The organism is Accumulibacter sp. (assembly GCF_036625275.1).
GTDB lineage: Bacteria > Pseudomonadota > Gammaproteobacteria > Burkholderiales > Rhodocyclaceae > Accumulibacter.
The window spans coordinates 26632-44526 of sequence record NZ_JAZKUD010000032.1 but is presented as its reverse complement, the minus strand read 5'-3'; the positions used below and the strand labels follow the sequence as shown (position 1 = coordinate 44526).

The 17895-nt window shown below is 62.7% G+C and carries 16 protein-coding genes; 2 read left to right on the top strand and 14 right to left on the bottom strand.

Translation table 11 applies throughout. From position 1 onward, the window contains the following. The 6 genes from V5B39_RS11920 to phoU form a co-directional block, all read right to left on the bottom strand. Positions 1–386: PhoU domain-containing protein (locus tag V5B39_RS11920; RefSeq protein ID WP_332343109.1), on the bottom strand; the 386-nt coding region annotated here is incomplete at its 3' end. Positions 387–482: 96 nt separating this feature from the next. Beyond that, complete coding sequence (gene pstB, locus V5B39_RS11915) at positions 483–1265, bottom strand: phosphate ABC transporter ATP-binding protein PstB (protein ID WP_332343108.1); 783 nt, start codon at positions 1263–1265, stop codon at positions 483–485. Positions 1266–1279: 14 nt separating this feature from the next. Continuing rightward, complete coding sequence (gene pstA, locus V5B39_RS11910) at positions 1280–2122, bottom strand: phosphate ABC transporter permease PstA (protein WP_332343107.1); 843 nt, start codon at positions 2120–2122, stop codon at positions 1280–1282. 16 nt (positions 2123–2138) lie between these two features. After that, the gene (gene pstC / locus V5B39_RS11905; RefSeq protein WP_332343106.1) at positions 2139–3125 is read right to left on the bottom strand and encodes a phosphate ABC transporter permease subunit PstC; all 987 of its coding nucleotides are present in this window, start codon (positions 3123–3125) and stop codon (positions 2139–2141) included. Positions 3126–3204: 79 nt separating this feature from the next. Next, positions 3205–4221, bottom strand: coding sequence for a phosphate ABC transporter substrate-binding protein PstS (gene pstS / locus V5B39_RS11900; protein WP_332343105.1), 1017 nt, complete (start codon positions 4219–4221; stop codon positions 3205–3207). Positions 4222–4323: 102 nt separating this feature from the next. After that, positions 4324–5016 (bottom strand): phosphate signaling complex protein PhoU, encoded by a 693-nt coding sequence (gene phoU / locus V5B39_RS11895; protein ID WP_332343104.1) that lies wholly within the window; start codon positions 5014–5016, stop codon positions 4324–4326. Between the two features lie 540 nt (positions 5017–5556). Between phoU and V5B39_RS11890 the strand changes: the two genes are divergently transcribed. Beyond that, positions 5557–6492, top strand: coding sequence for an alpha/beta fold hydrolase (locus V5B39_RS11890; protein WP_434735688.1), 936 nt, complete (start codon positions 5557–5559; stop codon positions 6490–6492). A 362-nt stretch (positions 6493–6854) separates the two neighbouring features. On the opposite strand, the gene paaY is transcribed toward V5B39_RS11890, so the two are convergent. Further along, complete coding sequence (paaY, locus tag V5B39_RS11885) at positions 6855–7466, bottom strand: phenylacetic acid degradation protein PaaY (protein WP_332343103.1); 612 nt, start codon at positions 7464–7466, stop codon at positions 6855–6857. A 129-nt stretch (positions 7467–7595) separates the two neighbouring features. Between paaY and ipdC the strand changes: the two genes are divergently transcribed. Further along, positions 7596–9221: an indolepyruvate/phenylpyruvate decarboxylase gene (ipdC, locus tag V5B39_RS11880; protein WP_332343102.1), complete on the top strand. Its 1626-nt coding sequence runs from the start codon at positions 7596–7598 to the stop codon at positions 9219–9221. Between the two features lie 135 nt (positions 9222–9356). Here ipdC and xerC read toward each other — a convergent pair whose 3' ends face one another. The 7 genes from xerC to glmM all read right to left on the bottom strand — a co-directional run bounded on the left by xerC (position 9357) and on the right by glmM (position 17808). After that, on the bottom strand, positions 9357–10319 hold the full coding sequence (gene xerC, locus V5B39_RS11875) for a tyrosine recombinase XerC (protein ID WP_332343113.1): 963 nt from the start codon (positions 10317–10319) through the stop codon (positions 9357–9359). A 10-nt stretch (positions 10320–10329) separates the two neighbouring features. Next, a complete protein-coding gene (locus V5B39_RS11870; protein WP_332343101.1) occupies positions 10330–10983 on the bottom strand; it encodes a DUF484 family protein in 654 nt (217 codons plus the stop codon). Further along, a complete protein-coding gene (gene dapF / locus V5B39_RS11865; protein ID WP_332343100.1) occupies positions 10980–11810 on the bottom strand; it encodes a diaminopimelate epimerase in 831 nt (276 codons plus the stop codon). The genes V5B39_RS11870 and dapF overlap by 4 nt, the downstream gene beginning before the upstream one ends. Before the next feature lie 135 nt (positions 11811–11945). Then, positions 11946–12467 (bottom strand): GNAT family N-acetyltransferase, encoded by a 522-nt coding sequence (locus tag V5B39_RS11860; RefSeq protein ID WP_332343099.1) that lies wholly within the window; start codon positions 12465–12467, stop codon positions 11946–11948. Between the two features lie 128 nt (positions 12468–12595). Continuing rightward, positions 12596–15277, bottom strand: coding sequence for an ATP-binding protein (locus tag V5B39_RS11855; protein WP_332343098.1), 2682 nt, complete (start codon positions 15275–15277; stop codon positions 12596–12598). A 24-nt stretch (positions 15278–15301) separates the two neighbouring features. After that, entirely contained in the window at positions 15302–16123 is an 822-nt protein-coding gene (locus tag V5B39_RS11850) for a substrate-binding domain-containing protein (protein WP_332343097.1), read from the bottom strand. A 317-nt stretch (positions 16124–16440) separates the two neighbouring features. Further along, positions 16441–17808, bottom strand: coding sequence for a phosphoglucosamine mutase (gene glmM, locus V5B39_RS11845; RefSeq protein ID WP_332343096.1), 1368 nt, complete (start codon positions 17806–17808; stop codon positions 16441–16443). Between the last annotated feature and the right edge of the window lie 87 nt (positions 17809–17895).

Genomic DNA, 17895 nt, shown 5'->3' with positions numbered 1-17895 from the left:
CCGCAATGATGAAGATCGGACAGTCGCGGGATGCGCTGCCCGCTGACCCGATGCAGCTTGCGCGACTTGTTGGCGATCTTGGCCGCCTTGTCGCCGCTGCGCTCGAGGTCGGTGACAATCCGCGAGATGGCCATCACCAACCGCAGATCGCAAGCGGCGGGTTGCCGGCGTGCGATGAGCAGGGTGCAGTCCTCATCGATGCCAACTTCGTAAGCATCCACTTCAGCGTCCGTCCGGACGACTTCCTGCATGGCCTCGATATTGCCGGTGCTGAAGGCGTCGATCGCCGCCATCAACTGCCTCTCGACCAGGCCACCCATCTGCAGGACGCGGGTACGGATACCTTCCAGTTCGAGATCGAACTGCTTGCTGAGATGACTGCTCATGGGGCTGGCCTCATATTTCGAAATGGGAATCACGCCTGCAGGATACGAGGGCAATGTGACTGCCGGATGACGGCAGGTCTGACGAGCCGGAGGGCATCAGCCGAAGCGCCCGGTAATGTAGTCCTCGGTCTGCTGCTTTTTCGGCTTGACGAACAGCTCCCGGGTATTGCCAAATTCGATCAATTCACCGAGATACATGAATGCCGTGTAATCGGAGATGCGCGCCGCCTGTTGCATGTTGTGGGTGACGATGGCAATCGAGTAATCGGACTTGAGTTCATTGATCAATTCCTCGATCTTGGCGGTGGACAGCGGGTCCAGCGCGGAAGTGGGTTCATCCAGCAGCACCACATCGGGTTTGACCGCGATCGTGCGAGCGATACACAAGCGCTGCTGCTGCCCCCCCGACAGCGACAGCCCACTCTGCTGCAACTTGTTCCGGGTTTCTTCCCACAATGCCGCCTTGCGCAGCGCCCATTCGACGCGCTCGTCCATGTCGGATTTTGCCAGGGGTTCGTAGAGCCGCACACCAAAAGCGATGTTTTCGTAGAGGGTCATCGGAAACGGCGTCGGCTTCTGGAAGACCATGCCAATCCTGGCGCGCAGCAGATTCACATCCTGCTTCCTGTCGAGCAGGTTACTGCCATGGAAGAGGATCTGCCCTTCCGCGCGCTGGCCAGGATAGAGATCGTACATGCGGTTGAAGGTCCTCAGCAGGGTGGACTTGCCGCAACCGGAAGGGCCGATGAAAGCCGTGACCTTGTTTTGCGCGATGTCCAGGGAAACCTTGTTGAGGCCACGAAAGTCGCCGTAATAGAAACTCAGGTCGCGGACTGCCAGAATGGCTTCGCCTTCGACAGGGTATTGAGGGGCGGACATGGGAAACTCCGGGTCTAGTCTGAGGATTTCTTGCGAAACAGGACGCGTGCGACGATGTTGATCGCGAGCACCATCAGGGCAATCAGCAGCGCACCGCCCCACGCCAGGTTCACCCAGTTGTCGTAGGGGCTCATCGCGAACTGGAAGATCACCACCGGCAGGTTGCCCATCGGTTGCGACATGTCGGTACTGTAGAACTGGTTGTTCAGCGCGGTAAACAAGAGCGGCGCGGTTTCTCCGGTGACGCGGGCGATGGCCAGCAGAATGCCGGTCAGTACACCCGCCTTGACCGCGCGCAGGGTGACTTTCAAGGACACCTGCCAGTGCGGCGCGCCGACCGCGAACGCCGCCTCACGCAGACTGCCGGGCACCAGCAGCAGCATGTTCTCGGTCGTTCGCACGACCACCGGAATGGCGATCAGCGACAGGGCCAGCGACCCCGCCCAGCCGGAAAAACCGCCCAGGGTCGCCACCGCCAGAGCATAGACGAACAGTCCGACGACGATCGAAGGCGCCGACAGCATGATGTCGGTGACGAAACGGGTCGCGGCAGCGAATCGGGATTTGCCACCGAATTCGGCCAGGTAGATGCCGGCGAGAATTCCGACCGGCGTCGAGACCAGAGCAGTGACGCCAACGATCAGCAGGCTGCCGACGATGGCATTGCGCAGTCCGCCGCCTTCACTGCCGGGTGCCGGCGTGTCGTGAGTGAACAAATCCCAGCTCAGCGCTGCGAAGCCGTTATAGAACAGGGTCCAGAGAATCCACAGCAGGGCGAGCAGACCGAAGGCCATCGCCAGCATCGACAGGCCCATGCCGATGCGGTTGGTCAGAATGCGGCGAGAATAGCGATTCATGACCGTTCTCCCCCTTTCACTGGCCTTGCCTGGCAAGGCCGCGCCGGATCAACCAGCGCGAAATTGCCAGCACCACGAAGGTGATGACGAAAAGGACCAGGCCGAGGGCGAACAAGGCGGAAATATGCAGGCCGGGGTCGGCTTCACCGAATTCATTGGCCAGCGTCGAGGCGATCGAGGTTCCCGGCGCGAACAGGCTGCCGACGATGCGGTTGGCGTTGCCGATCACGAAGGTGACGGCCATCGTTTCTCCGAGCGCGCGGCCCAGGCCCAGCATGATGCCACCAATGACGCCGACGCGGGTGTAGGGCAGGACCACGCCAGTGACGACTTCCCAGGTGGTGCAACCGAGACCATACGCCGATTCCTTGAGTTGTGCCGGCACCGTTTCGAAGACGTCACGCATCACCGAGGCCACGAAGGGAATCACCATCAGCGACAGTACGATGCCGGCGGCGAGAATACCGACGCCGATCGGCGGACCGGCAAACCAGCCGCCGATCACCGGCAGGTCGCCGAAAAGCGTTTGCAGATGCGGTTGCACCTCTCTGGCAAACCATGGCGCAAACACGAACAACCCCCAGATGCCATAGATGATCGAAGGCACCCCGGCCAGCAGTTCGATGGCCGTGCCGAGCGGACGACGCAGCCAGACCGGGCAGGTTTCGGTGAGAAACAGGGCGATGCCGAAACTGACCGGTACGGCGATGAACAGCGCAATGGCCGAGGTCACCACGGTGCCGTAGACGGCGCTGAGCGCGCCGAACTGCTCTTCTGGCACGTTCCAGGCATTGGTCCACAGGAAAGCCGCACCGAATTCCCTGAACGCCGGTAGCGCTTCAAGAGCCAGGGCGATCAATATGCCTGCGAGTGCGGCCAGGACAATCAGGGCGAACAGCAGGGTCAGTTGATGAAAGAGGGTGTCCTGCAGCTTGAACTTTCTGATCTGTCTGGCCTGGAGATCGGACCTGACGGGTCTGCGGGTGGACATCACTGCGGTCATGCGATCATTCCTCACGTGGAAGGGCGGTTTCCAAAGGTCGCCGCAAGAACGGTTTGCGGGCAGGATTCGACTACAAACCTTATTTGATGTTCTTCATCTCGGTTTCGACCATCTTCACCACGCTCGCAGGTAGCGGCACGAAACCCAGATCCTCGGCCATCTTCTGGCCGTTGTTCAATGCCCAGCCAAAGAAGTCGACCACGCCTTTCTGCTTGGCAGCGTCGGCCCCCTTCTCGTAGGCAAGAATGTAGGTCGCACTGGTGATCGGCCAGGCATCCTTGTGAGCCTGGTCAAGCAGGTCGGGAGCCATGCCCCTGACCTTGAAGTTGGCGCCGGCGGCGGCGGCCTCGATGGCGTCCTGGGTTGGCACGATATAGTGGCCGGACTTGTTCTTCAGGGCCACGAAGGTCATCTTGTTTTTCGTGGCATCGGCGATATCGACATAGCCAATGGCGCCGGCAATCTTCTGCACGTTGGCGGCAACGCCGGGGTTGCCCTTGCCGCCAACGCCATTGGTGGGCCAGTTCACCGTATTACCGGCACCGACCTCGTTCTTGAACGACGCCGACTGCCGGGCCAGATAATTCGAAAAAACGAAGGTGGTCCCCGATCCGTCGGAACGGAAAGCCACGGTAATCGCCAGATCGGGCAGCTTGAGGCCAGGGTTCAGGTTGACGATGGCCGGGTCGTTCCACTTCCTGATGGCGCCCCGGAAGAGATCGGCAAGCGTGGGGCCGTCGAGTTTCAGTTTGCCGGACTCGATGCCGGGAACATTGATCACCAGGGTCACGCCGCCCATCACGGTCGGGACCTGTACCAGTCCGGCGGCATCGAGATCGGATTCGCTCAGTGGAGCGTCGGTGCCGCCGAAGTCTACGGTCCTGGCCTTGATCTGCTTGACGCCGCCGGAAGAACCGATGCCCTGATAGTTCACCCGGTTCCTGGTCGCCGTCTGATACGCCTCGGCCCACTTGGTGTAGACCGCGTAGGGAAAAGTGGCGCCGGCACCGGTGATGTCGGCAGCCAGTGCGGAGAACGTCAGGAACAGGGTGGCAGTCAGAACAGACAACTTGCGCAGCGTGCGATGGGTAGGCATTTTCAATCTCCGGACAGTCGGGGGGTCATAGGGGGTGGCGGCAGTCTGAGGGTTGATCATTGCGAGAGGATGACGGCCAGCCTCAGCAGCCACCTGTCGGCGTCAGGCCTCGTCAGTGGGCTTGGGAAGCGTGTGCCGAATGTCGATGCCGCTGACGATGTAGATCACGTCCTCGGCGATATTGGTCGCGTGATCGCCAATCCGTTCGATGGCCTTGGCGATCCAGAGGATGTCGAGCGCTTCGCTGATCGTGCGCGGGTCTTCCAGCATGTAGGTCAGGAGTTGCCGCAGGATGGTATTGAAGGCGGTATCGACGGCCGCGTCCGTACCGATGACCCGGCGAGCCGCCTCGACATCCCGACGGGCCAACGAGTCGAGCGCCGCCCGCAGCATATCGGTGGCGAGCCGTCCGCAATGGTCGAGGTCGGTCAATCGCGGGAGGTAGTGAGCGCCGTCCAGACGCAGCGCTCGCGACATGCGGGCAATCTCGCAGGCCTTGTCGCCGATCCGCTCGAGGTCGGTCACGATCCGCAGGATGGCCAGAATCAAGCGCAAATCGCCCGCCGCGAGTTGCCGGCGGGCAATCAGCAGCGTGCAGTCCTCGTCGATACCGACCTCGTCGGCATCGACCTGGCGTTCACCGTCAATCACCTGCTGGCTTGCCTCGGCGCTCCCGGTACTGAAGGCCTCGATCGCCACCAGCACCTGTCTTTCGACCAGGGTACCCATCTGCAGAATTCGGCTGCTGATGTATTCAAGTTCGCGGTCGAACTGCTTGCTGAGGTGATCACTCATGAGTCTGTGCTCGCATTGGGAAGTGGGATCGGCGATCGGAGAATAGGCCCGTCATGTTACGAAAAAATGACGGCTACCCGATCCGGCATCAAGCCAGGCCGGAATCGCACCCCGCTCGATTTCGCTGCCTGCGATGACCTTGAGCATGCCATCGGCTCTCGCCGCCTGGGCATCCCTTGCCTGCACCGCTCCCTGGTTGGACCTGGGCGGAAGAACGATCCGTCCAATCGCACCAAACGGTCATGACTTTTCCAGGCCCCCCCCAATCATGAAAGTCATGACCGTTTCCCTCTCCCCCAACCCCTCCCCTGAGTGCTTCTGGGATGGGCGGAATCTCTGGTAATGATGCGCTCGCCGGCAACTGACGATTGACTTCGCTTGCCCGATGCGAGGATACTCTCGATGGCATCATTGAATTTCCCGACCCGGCTGCAGGGCGATGACGGCTACGGCTTTCAGGCCCGCGCACTGCCCGCCAGACAGGAGATCAGGGAGTTGCAAGGATCGATCCGAATAACTGAACGACATCGGGGCTCGAACATGGCGATACTCAAGGAATTCGAAGAACTGGTAGTGACCTCACGGCCCGGCCAGGCGGCCGGCGGCCGTTTGCACGAGATGCGCGAAGGCTCGGTACGTTGCCTGGGGCCGCATGGCCTACACCGCATGGCTTACGTCGAGTGGGGCAACCCGGCCAATCCACGCGTCCTGATCTGCGCGCACGGCCTGACCCGCAACGGCCGCGATTTCGATGTCCTGGCCAACGCCCTGGCCGACGATTACCGGGTCGTCTGCCCGGACGTCGTCGGGCGTGGCCGCAGCGATCGCTTATTCTTCGCCGATGACTACGGCGTGCCGGTCTACGCCAACGACATGATGACGCTGATCGCCCGCCTTGCGGTGGACTCGGTACACTGGCTGGGAAGTTCGATGGGCGGCCTGATCGGCATGTTCCTGGCGAGCCTGCCGGGCTCGCCGATCAGTCGACTGGTGCTCAACGACGTCGGGCCAACGATCGGTATCGACGCCCTGCAGCGAATTGGTGAATATCTCGGCAAGGCTCCGGATTTCGCCGATCTGGCCGAGGCAGAAGCCTATGTGCGCGTCGTGTGTGCGCCGTTCGGCGCCCTCACTGACGCGCAGTGGCGCTTCATGACCGTCGTCGGCACGCGGGCGAAGCCTGACGGCGGCATTGAGATGAACTATGACCGCGCAATCGCCCAGCCCTACCAGAAGGCCTTCCTTGAGGCCAAGGAGATCAACCTCTGGCCGATGTACGACGCCATCCGCTGCCCAACGCTGGTCCTGCGCGGTGCGCAATCGGACATCCTGCTGCACGATACCGCCACTGAGATGACGACCCGTGGACCGCGTGCAAAGCTCGTCGAAGTGCCGGCAGTTGGCCATGCCCCGATGTTCCTCGAAGAATCGCAGGTACGCATCGTCCAGGACTTCCTGCTCGCCGATCAGGGCTGAGCGCAGGACCTGCACAGCGTCATCGAGGTGGTCGTCGCCGATGCCGACGACCCGCCCTTGCGCCGGTGCCACCGGCGAAGTGCTCGAGCGCGACGAAACCGTGATGCAGGGCTACTAGCGCAACCCGCAAGCGACAGCCACGACGCTACGCAACGGCTGGCTGCATACTGGCGACATATCGCTTAATGTGAAAGTCGCGTCAGCGACTCACGAATCTCCCCTCTCCACTTGCGGGAGAGGGGAAACGGTCATGACTTTCATGATCGGGGGTGCCTCGAAAGTCATGGCCGTTAGCCGGTTCGGCGACACGCCTGTGGCGAATACGGCCGGGGTCGGTCTGGTCATGCTCGCGCATCATCAAATCAGCGCTTTTTCAGTTCGACCAGCGGGATCACGTCCGGGATGTGGATGCGCGGGCGGTCGGGTTCGGCTGCGCGCAGCGGCTCGCATTCGACCATCGTGGTCAGGCAGCGACGGGCAAGATCCTGGTAGGTGTGGGTACCTTCAACCTTCCACGCCCTCTCCTCATCGGAGAGGAGGCGGATGACCCTGGCCGGAATACCGGCGGCGAGGCTGCGCGGCGGGATCTCGACGCCGGCCTTGACGAAGGCGCAGGCGGCAATCATCGCGGACTCGCCGATGAGGGCGTTGTCCATGATCACTGCATTCATGCCGACCAGCGCGTTCCTTTCGACACGGCAACCGTGCAGCACGGCACCGTGGCCGATGTGGCCGTCTTCGCCAACGACGGTGTCGGTACCGGGAAAGCCATGCATGACACAGGTATCCTGGAGGTTGGCGCCGCGTTCGAGGATCAGCCGCCCGAAATCGCCGCGCAAGCTGGCGCAGGGGCCGACATAGCAGCCCGGGCCGACGATGACATCACCGATCAGGACGGCGGTCGGATGGACGAAGGCCGTCGGGTCGACCACGGGCACGATGCCGTCGATCGCATAGACGCGCAGGGTATTCATGAACAGCCTCCCGAAAGGTGGAACGGGGATTCTATCCATTAATGGCGGTTTCTCGGTACAGTATTGGCAGAAAGCCACGATGAACGTTCCACGCCTGATTAAATTGCAGGTCTTTTGCGAGGAGTCCGCATGAACATCACCGAATCCCTGCTGCATGCCCTGAAAGCGCATGGCGCCCATGAAATCTTCGGCATCCCCGGCGATTTTGCCCTGCCCTATTTCCGCATCATCGAGGAAAGCCGTATCCTGCCGCTCTATACGCTCTCGCACGAACCCGGCGTCGGTTTCGCAGCCGATGCGTCGGCGCGCTTTCACGGCACGCTCGGCGTCGCCGCGGTCACCTATGGCGCGGGGGCGCTCAACATGGTCAATGCCGTCGCCTCGGCCTTTGCCGAGAAGTCGCCGCTGGTCATCCTGTCCGGCGGCCCCGGCAAGAACGATGCGCGCTCGGGGCTGCTGCTCCACCATCAGGCGAAGACGCTCGACTCGCAGTTCCAGATCTACCGCGAAATCACCTGCGACCAGGTACGTCTCGACGACCCGGCTCGCGCACCGACCGACATCGCGCGCGTGCTGGCGAGTTGCCGCCGGCATTCGCGACCCGTCTACATCGAACTGCCGCGGGACATGGTGGGCGCACCCTGCGCGACGACACCCACGATCGAACCCGCCGGACCCGACCCCGACGCACTCGCCGCCTGTGTCGACGAGATCCTCGGCCGGCTGGCCGCCGCCACAATGCCAGTCCTGATGGTCGGTGTCGAGGTCCGGCGTTTCGGCCTGGAGGCCAAGGCCGCCGAACTGGCCCGCCGACTTGCCCTGCCGGTAGTCACCAGTTTCATGGGGCGTGGCCTGCTGGCTGCGGCCAATGCACCGCTGATGGGCACCTACCTTGGCATCGCCGGAGCGCCGGATGTGACCCAGGCCGTCGAGTCTTCCGACGGACTGTTTCTGCTCGGCGTGATCATTTCCGACACCAACTTCGGCGTATCCGACAAGAAGATTGACCTGCGCAAGACCATCCAGGCGCTCGATGGCCGTGTCTCAATGGGCTACCACACCTACGATGCGATCGGTCTCGAATCACTCGTCGACGCCCTGCTGGCACGAACCGTGCCGTCCAACCGATACTTCGAGGTCAAGAAGCAGGACTACCCCTTCGACCTGCTTGACGATGACACGCCATTGATGCCACTCGACATCGCCACCGCAGTCAACGACCTGATGCGCGACCAGGGCCGCATGCCGATCGCCTCGGACATCGGCGACTGCCTGTTCACGGCGATGGACATCGCCAACACCGAACTCGTTGCCCCCGGCTATTACGCAACCATGGGCTTCGGCGTGCCGGCCGGCATCGGACTGCAGGCGGCATCCGGCGAGCGCACACTGATTCTGGTCGGTGACGGGGCTTTCCAGATGACCGGCTGGGAACTCGGCAACTGCCGGCGTTTCGGCTTCGACCCGATCGTGATCGTCTTCAACAACCAGTCGTGGGAGATGCTGCGGACCTTCCAGCCGCAATCGGGTTTCAACGACCTCGACGACTGGCACTTCGCCGACATGGCTCCGGCCATGGGCGGCGAAGGCGTGCGGGTCAGCACGCGGCGCGAACTGAAGCGCGCACTCGCCGAGGCACACGCGACACGAGGCAAATTCCGGCTGATCGAGGTCATGCTGCCACGCGGCGCACTGTCACCGACGCTGGCGCGCTTCGTCACTGGTCTGCGGCGGCTGACGGCCAACCCCGGTTGAAACGAGGCCATCCCAGACCCCCTCCGGCGTCGGAATGCCCTCCGCAAGCAAGCAGTGCGACGGCCTCTGAAAAGCCTGCCGATGATCCAGAAGGGTGGCGATGACCGGGCTGAACTGGCCTGGCCGCCTTGCGTGTCACTCCGGCTTGCGTTTGGCGCGTGGATGCGCCTGGTCGTAAACGGCCGCCAAATGCTGGAAATCAAGATGCGTGTAGACCTGTGTCGAGGCGATGCTGGCATGACCGAGCATCTCCTGCACCGCCCGCAGATCGCCCGAGGACTGCAGCACGTGCGAGGCGAAGGAGTGGCGCAGCATGTGCGGATGCACCCGTGCCGGCAGGCCCTGTACCAGCCCACGCCGCTGCAGGCGTTGCTGGATCATGCGCATGCCCAGGCGTTTGCCGTGCTGGCCAACGAACAGCGCCGCCTCGTCGGCCGCCGCCAGGCGGGCGCGCTGCGCAGCCCACAGCGCCACTGCCTCCCTGGCCTTGCTCCCCACGGGAACGATGCGCAGCTTGCTGCGCTTGCCGAGGACGCGCACCTCGCCAGCCAATAGATCGTCAAGAGAGGCGAGGTCGAGGGCTGCGAGTTCGGCCAGGCGCAAGCCCGAAGAATAGAACAACTCGAAGATCGCCTGATCACGAACCGCCAACAGGTTTTCCGGATTCGTTTCCAGCAAGCGGTTCGCTTCGTCAGGCGACAGCACTTTCGGCAAGGCCCTGGGGCTCCGCGGCGGCCGCACGCCATCCACGGGATTCTGCGTGGCCATGCCGCGCTGGCCAAGCCAGCGATAAAAACCGCGCCAGGCCGAGAGCGTGCGCCCAAGCGAGCGGCCACCGAGCCCGCGCGCGTGCAACTGCGCGACGAAGCGGCGGATGTGATGCGTCTGCAGGGCGTCGAAGCCGGAGGCATCGGAGCATTCAGCGCGCGAACCGGTGGGCGATTCGCCCGGCAAATCCTTCGGCAAGCCGTTGCTCAGGTCGCAGAGCAGATCGAGATCACGCCGATAATTCCTGACCGTGTGCGCCGACAGCCGCCGCTGCTGCGCCAGTTCGTCAAGGTAGGCGCTGACGCTGGCCGCGCGCGCGCGGGCAGCCATCGAGGTCGTTTCAGCGCAGGACACGCGTCAGCGCCGCCGCCGACATTTCACCGAGACGCACGAGGTAGACAGTCCCCATGCCTGCGTAGAAACGCTCGTGATCTTCGCTGCCGAGGGCAATCATGCCGATCGTGGCGCTCCCGTGGTGCATCGCGATCAGGCCTTGTGAACGGACATGCAGCGACGCCTCACCGAACCACGATGAGGTTTCGAAACCCGCCGTCGAACCACAGTAGGGTTGCGTCAGCGTTTCTGCAAACGCCTGCAGTTCCTGGCTGACCTCGGCGAATTCGGGCAGCTCGTCGCTGCCTTCCGGACGATGCCAGAGGCGCAGAGCCACGTGCGGGACGGCAAAATCGTCACGCAGGTGGAAATTCAGGGTGTGCAGCACCGCCTGAAAACTCCTGGCGATGATCAGACCCACCGCCAGCCGGTGCATTTTCTCGCTGATCGCGTCGTTTTCCTCGGCAAACTGCAGCAACTCGCCCATCTTGCCTTCGAGGTGCCGGTTCTTGTCGCGCAGCGCCAGCATCTGACGTTCGGTGATCGAGATCGTCCGCCCCGCATACGGGTGCGGAACCACCATGTTGGAGACCAGATCAGCGTGTTCCTCGAAAAACTTGGGATTGTCCTGCAGGTAACGCGCGACTTCTTCCGACCTCATAACTCGATTTCTCCGTTGAATACAGTAAGCGCAGGACCGGTCATCGATACCGGTGTTCCCTGGCCATTCCAGACGATGCTCAGATCGCCACCGCGGGTTTCGACGCGCACCGGCGAATCGAGCAGGCCGCGCGCGATACCGGCGACCACGGCAGCGCAGGCGCCGCTGCCGCAGGCCAGCGTTTCACCCGCGCCACGTTCGAAAACCCGCAGGCGAATCGCGTGCCGGTCGAGCACCTGCATGAAACCGGCGTTGACGCGTTGCGGGAAACGCGGGTGCGATTCGATCAGTGGCCCCAGCCGCTCGACTGGTGCGCTGTCGACGTCGGCAACCACTTGCACGGCGTGCGGATTGCCCATGCCGACAGCGGTCACGGCCCATTCCTCGTCGGCGACCCGGAGTGGCTGCAAAAGATCGTCGCGGTCGCTGACGAAGGGAATCTTGTCGGGGGCAAATACCGGCACCCCCATGTCGACGGTCACCGAACCGTCCTCCTCGAGGCGCGGAACGATCACGCCGCGCATCGTTTCGACGCGGATCTCGCGTTTCCTCGTCAGCCCCTGTTGATGGACAAAGTGGGCGAAGCAGCGTGCGCCGTTGCCGCACTGCTCGACCTCGCCACCATCGCCATTGAAGATGCGATAGCGGAAATCGACATCGGGCCGCGTGCCCGCTTCGACCAGCAGCACCTGGTCGCAGCCAATGCCGAAATGGCGGTCGGCCAGGAAGCGCAGTTGCTCGCGCGTCAGTTCGAGCGCCTGGCGAATCCCGTCGAGCACGACAAAGTCATTGCCGAGCCCCTGCATCTTGGTGAAGTTCAGTTTCATCTTACCGTGAAAGTTGCGCAGCGACTCATAACGCTCCCCTCTCCCGCCAGCGGGAGAGGGTTGGGGGAGAGGGAAACGGTCATGGCGTCAAAGCTTTCATCATTGGGGGGCGTTTTATTCGCCATGACCGTTGGTTCAGGATTCGGCAGGGTGCCCAAGCAACGGTTTCGCCATTATAAAGTCGTCCATGACGAATCCCTGGCCAATATCGACGCACACTGATTCGCGAACGGCAAAGCCATGCTTGCGATAAGCAGCGATGGCGGCCTGATTCCGCTTGTTGACCGCCAGAATCAGTGTCCCACAACCAAGCGCCAGCGCGCGCTCGGCCACCTGCGCAATGAGCCGGGCGCCGAGGCCCAGGCGCTGCCTTGCCGGATCGACGTAGATCTTGTCGAGTTTCATTTCCTTGCCGCCGTCGACCCGCAGGCAGGACGAAAAACCGGCCAGTTGGCCATCGACCCGGAGCTGATCCCACCAGAGATCCGGCATGGTCAACTCGTCGAGCAGGCGCTGCCGGTGGTAGCGCTGTTCGAGCATGAAGTCGATCTGCGCCTGGCTGATGATCCCAGGGTAGGTCTGCTGCCAGATCCGGCGTGCCAGTGCAGAGACGGCATCGACATCGGCTGCGGTGAGGGGGGTGATCAGGATCTTCATACTTTCAACCGTTAAGGAAAGTCGCGTCAGCGGCTCACGAATCTCCCCTCCCCACTTGCGGGGGAGGAGTCGGGGGAGAGGGCAACGGTCATGACTTTCATGATCGGGGTCTGGAGGAGAGCTGACCGTTAGGTGACTGGCGATTTGCCGGTCAGTCGTTCGAGTTCGGCGCGCAGTTCCGGGACGGCCTGCGCAAACTCCGCTTCGAGTCCGGGCAGTGCTGTGGCCACTTCGGCTGCGTCCTGCTGGCGAGCGAGGGCTTCGATGTGGGCGGCGCGGGCTGAAATACTCGCGAGGCCAATCGCGGCACTCGACGACTTCAGACTGTGGGCAGCGCGCGTGACTTCCGGCCAGGCCGGCTCCGGCAGACGCGTGCGGAGGGTGGCGATGAGCTTCGGGGTGTCATCCAGATACAGGGCGATCACCCGCTCCACCAGCTTGCCCGTGCCGGGATGGTTGAAGCTCGGATTGTCGACCAGGGCGCTGCGGTCGAGCAAGGATGTCGGGGCTGAGCTGGTCTGAACCGGCAACGCGGCAGGCGACGGCGAAGCCGGCAGTGTGGCAGGCGGCGGCGAAGCCGCCACCGAAGCACTGGCGCCGGCAGGCAGCCAGTGCAGCAGACAGGCCAGCAATGGCTGGATGCGAACCGGCTTGCTGAGATAGTCGTTCATGCCGGCGTCGAGGCAGCGCTGGCGATCCTCGGGCAGGGCGTTGGCGGTGAGCGCGACGATCGGCACCCGCGACCATGGCGGCGGCAGAGCGCGGATCGCTGCCGTCGCCCCGTAACCGTCCATGACCGGCATCTGACAGTCCATCAGGACCAGATCGAACGCCGACTGCTGCAAAGCCTCCACCGCCAGCGCGCCATTTTCGGCGATCGTGACGGTAGCGCCAAGCTGCCCCAGAATGGCCTCGATCACGACCTGATTGACCGGGTTGTCCTCTGCCACCAGAATGCGGGCCCTGATCTTGTCGACGCTCCGGGCGGCGGTCGTCGGTTCGGCCAGCGGCGCCACCGCCCTGGCAAAAGGCAGGTCGATGGTAAAGGTGCTGCCCTGCCCGAGGGTGCTGTCTACACGGATCGTGCCCCCCATCAATTCGACAAAGTGCCTGCAGATCACCAGGCCAAGCCCGCTGCCGCCAAAGCGACGGGTCGTCGACTGGTCGGCCTGGACGAAAGGCTGGAACAGGCCGGCGATCGCCTCGGGAGCAATACCGATGCCGGTATCGCGGACACTGCAGCGCAACCAGAGTCGGTCGTCGTCGGGACGCGGGTTGAGCGGGGAAACGCCGAGGGTGATCGTTCCTCCTTCGCTGAACTTGATGGCGTTGCTGATCAGGTTGGACAGAATCTGGCGCAGACGCGTCGGGTCGCCGTTCAGGGCCAACCGGTCGGGGAGACGAAAATCGGTGACCAGGATGTTGCCGCGGGTCGACGCGAGTTCCCGGAAGATGTCGACAAGCTGGCCAAGCAGGGCCTGGAGGTCGAAATCGGTCTGTTCGATGACCAACCTACCCGCCTCGATCTTCGCCAGGTCGAGAATGTCGCCCAGCAACTCATGCAGTGCCCGTCCGGCGCTGCCGATGGCGCGCACATAGCGGTCCTGCTCGGCGTTGAGCGGCGTACGCTCGAGAATCTCGGCCATCCCCAGAATCCCGTTGAGCGGTGTGCGGATTTCGTGGCTCATGTTCGAGAGAAACTTCGACTTGGCGTGGCTCGCGGCCTCGGCGACCTGTTTGGCTTCCAGCAATTCGGTGTTGCGTGCCACCAGGCGACTGGTCAGGGTTTCAAGAACATTGACCACGACCTGCACCTCGTTCCCCGATTTCGCAGTGATGCCGCTGCCGGTGAGTTCCCGCGCCAGTCCTTCTGCCTTGTCGCGCAGCGCGTACAGGGGGTGCAATGTCCAACGCAGCAACAGAATTGCCAGCAAACTGCAACCCATGAAGATGACCAGGGTGTAGATGACGGCGCGTTCCTGGCCCTCGTCCAGCCGCTGGTAGGCCGTCGAACCGTCCAGGACGGCCACCACCACATAGGCACTGTCGACGATCATCAGCGGCAGGTAGCCGACCGTCTCGTGCGACTCACGGGACTGGCGAAAGACCGGGATCTTCTGGGTCAGTGCCTCCTGGACCAGGGAGGGGTCAAGACTGCGCGGCCGGGTCGTCGAAGCAGCCAGCACTTGCCCGGTTCGGGCGACCAGAAAAAGCTCGGTGGCGAGTTCCCGGCCGAGCTTCTGAAACAGCGCCGAGTCGACCTGGACACCCACGCCGATCGTACCGACCACCTGCCCTTGCGAGCGGATCGGTTCGATCGCGCGTACCGTCAAGGTACCGGCTTCGAGTTCGCTGGCCAAAATGCTCTCGCCTTGCAAGGCTTCGAAGACCCCCCAGGCTGACGATCGATCGCCACCCGATCCCGCGTCATCGCTCCGGTAGAGGACGATTTCCCGATCATCGGTCACCTCGATGAGGCCAAGCTCGCTGACCACCCTGGCGTTATCCAGAGACTGACGAAGCGTCTTGGCAGCGTCTCCACCCTGTGAGCTGGAAAAATGCCTTCCCAGACTGTCCCCACGCGCGATCAGCCGGGCCGTCAAGCGGGCGCGCTGTGCATGCTCGGCCAGGAGTTCCTGGAGAACGCGGCCGACGGTCTGAATCTCCTCGATCTCCTGAGCGTCCACCGTGGCCTGCAGGGTATCCCCGGAAACCCGGAAAGCCGTCCACTGCGCCAGTCCCGCCAGCAAGGCGAAAATCAGCACCAGCGTGAAGTGGAGAGAGAAACGGGAAAAGAGGCCGCGTTGCATCCGGAGCGTTCGACGGGTCTTCGCTCAGCCCGCCATCCCCGGCGGCAGGATGCCGTGCTGGCGCACGATGCGCTGGCCCTCGGGCGAGCGAATGAAATCCAGGAAAGCCCTGGCGGCAGGTGTCAATCCGTTGGGCTTGTGAATCAGGCCGAGTTCGACCCAGGCCGGGTAGCTTCCCTTCTCGAGATTTTCCGGGGTCGGATCGACGCCGTCGAGCGCCAGGTGTACGACCCGGGTGGTGCACGCGGCCAGCGCCGATCGATTGAGCATACCCAGGCTGCTCGGGTAACGGTCGAGCAGCGCGATCAACTGGGGGTCCAGGTGCACGGTCTTGACTCCCGGCCCGAAAGTGATTTCCTGGAAGGGTTTGATGACCTTGGCGATCGCCTGGCGGCTGGCGTCGGAGTTTTCGCGTCCGACGGCACGAATCGGAGCGGCCTTGCCCCCCAATTCGCCCCAGTTGGTGATCCTGCCGCTGTAGATGTCGACCAATTGCGCTGCGCTGAGGCTTCGAACGGTCACGCCAGCGCCGCCGACGATGACCACCGGGTCACGCCCGAGGGAAATAAAAACGAAACCCTGTTTGCGTTCTTCGTCCTTGAGGAGCCGTCCGACGCGCCCGACACTGGAAATGCCCTCGCCGACATCGCGCAGCGCGCCGGCGGTGCCCGTGGACGGCGGGATGACGATGCGGTGCTGCGCCTGTCGTGCATTGAACGCCCTGGCCAGTTGGTCGAGCACATATTCCGGATTGCCGCTGCCGGGGATCACCAGATCCTCGGCGCGAGCCGTTCCCGCCAGCAACAAGGCGAGCAGCACGATCCACCACTGACGCACTGAACTCATCATCCACTCCTGTTCTTCGGAGAAGGGCCGTACAGCAACCGACCACGGCAGCATCCGCGCAGATCCAAACCAGCACGCTACCCGTCGCGGAGTTTAGCAAACTTGTCGGCTGTGCCGCGCGGGTGTGAATGAAAGTGTTGGGAGTTCCCGATATGCCCTCCCTCTCGCGGGTGAGGAGTGATCACCGATGCCAACGCATCTTGATCGAACAAGGCATCTCGATCAACACTTTCATTCGCACCCTTTGAAAAATGGCCATCTCGATACCCTGTTTCAGGCCAACTGTCTCCAGGCGCACGCGTTGCAACCCGACCCGTTCACGAGGAGACGGCTTCCCGCACGGCGGCCGCCAGCTTCTCAGCCGCTCGGCAGACGGTTGCCGAGTCCTGACCCTCCACCATCACGCGCAGCAGCGGTTCAGTCCCTGAAGCACGCAGAAGTACCCGCCCACAGCCATTGAGTTCACTCTCCACCTCGCGCTGCGTCGATCCGATCAACGGGTGGTCTTTCCAGGGGAAGCCCTTGCTCAACGCCACATTGATCAGCTTTTGTGGATAGAGCTTCAGATTCCCGAGAAGTTGTTGGAGATCGCAGCCCTCTTCGCGCAAGACAGAAAGCACCTGCAGGGCGGAAACGATGCCATCGCCGGTGGTATGCCGGTCGAGACAGAGAATGTGCCCCGAATTCTCCCCACCATAAAGCCAGCCTTTCTGCCGCAGCATGTCCATCACGTATCGGTCGCCGACATTGGCACGAACGAAAGGCACCTTGAACTCAGCCAGCGCATGCTCAAGCGCAAGATTGCTCATCAGGGTACCGACGACACCCGCGACGTGGCCTTGACGTAGCCGGCCCCGCACCACCGCAAACAGGAGTTGATCGCCATCGTAGAGATTGCCGACTGCGTCAACCATCATCACCCGGTCTGCATCTCCGTCCAGAGCAATCCCGAGGTCGGCACCTTGAGCCACGACAGCGTCACGCAAGGCAGCAGGTGCCGTCGCACCGACTTCCTGGTTGATGTTAAGGCCATTCGGTTCGCTGCCGATGCTGGTCACCTCGGCGCCCAATTCGTGGAAGACATGCGGTGCGATGTGGTAAGCCGCACCGTTTGCGCAGTCGACCACGATTTTCAACCCTCGCAGGTCCATCTCAAACGGAAAAGTGCTCTTGCAGAACTCGATATAGCGGCCATCCGCATCATCGATTCTCCGTGCCCGGCCAAGACCGGCCGAAGGTACACAAGTCAGCGGTTCGTCGAGCGCAGCTTCAATCTCCGATTCCATGTCATCGGGCAGCTTGGTGCCCGCTGCCGAGAAGAATTTAATACCGTTGTCGTAATATGGGTTGTGTGAAGCGGAAATGACGATTCCCGCCTGCAAGCGCAGTGCACGAGTGAGGTAAGCAATCGCCGGCGTGGGCATTGGCCCAACCAGGCAGACATCGACACCCGCCGCAGAAAATCCGGCTTCCAGCGCCGCCTCCAGCATGTAACCGGAAATACGCGTATCCTTCCCGATCAGGATCGCCGGACGCTCTCCCGCCTTGACATGACTGCGCGCAGTGTCGCGTGCGGCGAGCACCCGTCCTGTCGCATGTCCGAGACGCATGACAAAATCCGGCGTGATCGGGATTTCCCCAACACGACCGCGCACGCCGTCAGTTCCAAAATACTTTCTTGTCACGATTTTCTCTCCCTCTGAGCGCAGATGAGTCGACGTCTGTTGAATCATCGCTATTCTACGCAAACACTGGAGAACCGACTGTCAAGT